The sequence below is a fragment of the Micromonospora deserti genome, assembly GCF_003236335.1.
GTDB lineage: Bacteria > Actinomycetota > Actinomycetes > Mycobacteriales > Micromonosporaceae > Micromonospora > Micromonospora deserti.
Genome location: NZ_POUB01000437.1, coordinates 1 through 2,979 on the forward strand (window position 1 = coordinate 1; position 2,979 = coordinate 2,979).

Below are 2,979 nucleotides of genomic sequence, written 5' to 3' on the forward strand. Positions count from 1 at the left end.
CACCCGCCCCCCGCGCCCAGGACGAGGGCTGGCGGCCGGCGCTGGCCCGCTGGGCGGCGGCGAACGTGGCCACCATCCACCGCCACCCGTGGACCCGGCACGTCCCCGTCGGCGGCCCCCCGATGGGCCCGAACCAGGTGCGCTGGATGGAGCACGGGCTGGCCGCGCTGCGCGGCACCGGCCTGCGCGGCACCGAACGGCTCTCCACCGTCCTGCTGGTCAGCGGGTACGCCCGCAACTGGGGCACGCTCACCGCCGACATAATCGAGGCGGCGGCCCGGGCGGGGCTGAGCCCGGACCAGGTCGGCGTGCGCTACTGGCAGCAACTGGCCCGGCTGACCCGGCACGGCCCCTACCCGGAGATCCGGCAGCTGCTGGCCGAGGACATCGCCGAGGACGACGAGGAGTTCGACGCGGAGTGGCGCTTCGGCCTCGACCGGGTGCTCGACGGCATCGAGGCCCTGATCCGGGCCCGCGCGAACGGTTGAGCACCCGGCAATCGGCACCGCCGGCGGGTTACCGGGCTGCGGAGATGGCCCCTCCTCGTCGACAATGGGGCCGCGCACCAACCGGGAGGTGGTGATGACGGCGCTGCGCCCGGAGATCCTGGACACCACCGGCCTGCCGGCCGCCGACCGGTGGCCGTACTTCCTGGACCTGGCGGCCCGGGCCGCCGCGCCGATCGCCCTGGTCAGCGAGCACGTCGCCGACTTCCGGGCCGGTTCCCGCATCGTCGACCTCGGCGGCGTCACGCTCACCGGGTTCCGCTACCAGTCGCTGACCGGCCACCGCACGCCCCGGCTGATCCGCCAGTCGGATCCGGAGCTCTACCAGATCGCGCTGACGCTCAGCGGGGCAAGCGCGATCAGTGCCCGGCGGCGGGAAACCGAGCTCGGCGGCGGGGACATCACCCTGCTCGACTGGGGCCGGCCACACCGGCTGGCCCACCACAGCATCCGGGGCGGGCAGGAGCAGGCCACCTCGGTCACCGTCACCATTCCCCGGTCGCTGCTGCCGGTGCACCCGGACCGGGTCGACCGGCTGACCGCGACCAGGATGTCAGGAACGGAAGGACCTGGCGCCCTGCTGGCGCAGCACCTCACTCGGATCACCCGCCACCCGGAACAGTTCCGCGCCACGGACGCGCCCCGCCTGGCCGACCTCACCCTCAGCCTGGTGGCGACGCTGCTCGCCCACCACCTCGACGCCGAGGACGACCTCCCGGTCGACGTCCGGCAACAGGCCACGCTGGCCCGGATCCGCGCCTTCATCGACCAGCACCTGGGCGACCCGGCCCTGTCCCCGCGGGCCGTCGCCGAGGCGCACCACCTGTCGCTGCGTACGCTGCACCGGCTCTTCACGGCCGAGCGGGAGACGGTCGCCGCCACCATCCGGCGGCGACGCCTCGCCGGGTGCCGGCGTGACCTGGCCGACCCGCTGATGCGGCACCTGCCGGTGCACCGGATCGCCCGGCGCTGGGGCTTCACCGACCCCGCCCACTTCAGTCGGGTGTTCCGGGCGGCGCACGGGGTGGGCCCGCAGGCGTGGCGCGCCGATCAGGCGGAGCAGGCACGGATCGACAACTGCTCGGCCTCCACGGTCAACCCGGAGCGGGCAGACTGAGATCCAACGCGGTCGACCCCCGTCCGAGCCATCCCGGCCGGCCCGGGTCGGGCCGCCAACGGGGGCCGCGGCGAGGCGCCCGCCGTCCGCGAGTGACGGCGGGCGGTCGCCCGGTGACCACCGGACATCCTGGACCCCGGCTCCGTCGCGCTTTCCCCCAGGATCAACGGCGGGGCCGGTCAGGCCTCCTCGATCAGCTCCAGCACCGCCCGTTCGGTCTCCTCGCGCGGCGCCTTCGGGTCCACCGGCACGACCACGCCGTCGTGGTAGAGGTCGACCACCCGCGGGTCTACATAGGACGTACGCGCCACGGTCGGGGTGTTGCCGAGCAGTTCCGCGACCTCGCGCATCACCGCCGCCACCGTCCTCTTCCGCGCCGTGGCCGACCGCTGCGACCCGACCGTCGCCAGTTCGGTGGCCGCCAGCACCGTCGCGTGCCAGGTCCGGAAGTCCTTCGCGGTCATCTCCCCGCCGCTTGCGTCGCGTAGGTAGTCGTTGACCTCGTCGCTGCGCACGTCGCGCCAGGCCCGGCCGTCCCAGTACCCGAAGAGCCGGTCCGCGCCCCGCCGCCGGCGACGCAGGTTGGTCAGCACCTGGCACAGCTCCGGGTCCTCGATCCGGCGTACCTGCTCGATGCCGCCCTTGGCGGGGAACTCGAAGACCACGCAGCCCCGCCGCGACCGGGCGTGCTCGGGGCGCAGGGTGGACACGCCGAAGGTGGGATCGTCCCCGGCGGCGTACTGGTCGCTGCCGACCCGGAACGTGCCCATGTCCAGCAGCCGGGTGACCGTCGCCAGCACCCGGTCCCGGTTCAGGCCCCGGCCGGTCAGGTCCTGCCCGACCCGTTCGCGCAGCACCGGGAGCCGGCGGGCCACCTCCAGGACGTGGTCGAACTTCGCCTCGTCCCGCTTCTGCCGCCACAGCGGGTGGTAGAGGTACTGCTTGCGGCCGGCCGCGTCGATGCCGGTGGCCTGGATGTGCCCGTTCGGGTAGGGCGAGATCCACACGTCCTGCCACGCGGGCGGGATCACCAGGCCCCGGAGCCGGGCCAAGTCGTCCGGGTCGCGGACCGGCTCGCCGGCCGGGTCGAGGAAGAGCCAGCGCGTGCCGCGCCGGCGGCGTCCGTACCCCGGCCTGCCCGGATCACTACGCCGCAACCGCACCGGAGACCCGCACCACCCGTTCCACCTCGTCCACCGCGGCCAGCACCTCGTCGACCCCGACGGCCGCCAACGCCGGGTGCGTTCCTACCCCGTTCCACCTGGGCCAATCCCGCTCGCCGGCCCACAGGGCCCGGTGCCAGGGGCGGTCGGGGGGTGGGCCCCATCGGGTCGGTGACTCGGGGCCGAACAGGAC

Annotated in this window: 3 protein-coding genes and 1 pseudogene; 2 read left to right on the plus strand and 2 right to left on the minus strand. The window is 74.6% G+C overall.

Features of this window, described 5'->3' with window-relative positions; all coding sequences use genetic code 11:
* Positions 1-488 (plus strand): TetR/AcrR family transcriptional regulator C-terminal domain-containing protein (locus tag C1I99_RS30780; protein WP_199562456.1); only part of this gene is annotated, 488 nt, incomplete at its 5' end.
* 64 nt (positions 489-552) lie between these two features.
* Positions 553-1,623 carry an AraC-like ligand-binding domain-containing protein gene (locus C1I99_RS30785; protein WP_111137658.1) on the plus strand — a complete coding sequence of 357 codons (1,071 nt, stop codon included), beginning with the start codon at positions 553-555 and terminating at the stop codon, positions 1,621-1,623.
* A gap of 179 nt (positions 1,624-1,802) precedes the next feature.
* Here the strand turns inward: C1I99_RS30785 and C1I99_RS30790 are convergent, their stop codons facing one another.
* Together C1I99_RS30790 and C1I99_RS34380 are read right to left on the minus strand one after the other, a co-directional pair.
* The gene (locus tag C1I99_RS30790; RefSeq protein ID WP_111137659.1) at positions 1,803-2,786 is read right to left on the minus strand and encodes a DNA topoisomerase IB; all 984 of its coding nucleotides are present in this window, start codon (positions 2,784-2,786) and stop codon (positions 1,803-1,805) included.
* Positions 2,770-2,979 (minus strand): annotated as a pseudogene (locus C1I99_RS34380) (glycosyltransferase family 9 protein); the annotation flags it as partial. The pseudogene C1I99_RS34380 and the gene C1I99_RS30790, both read right to left, overlap by 17 nt.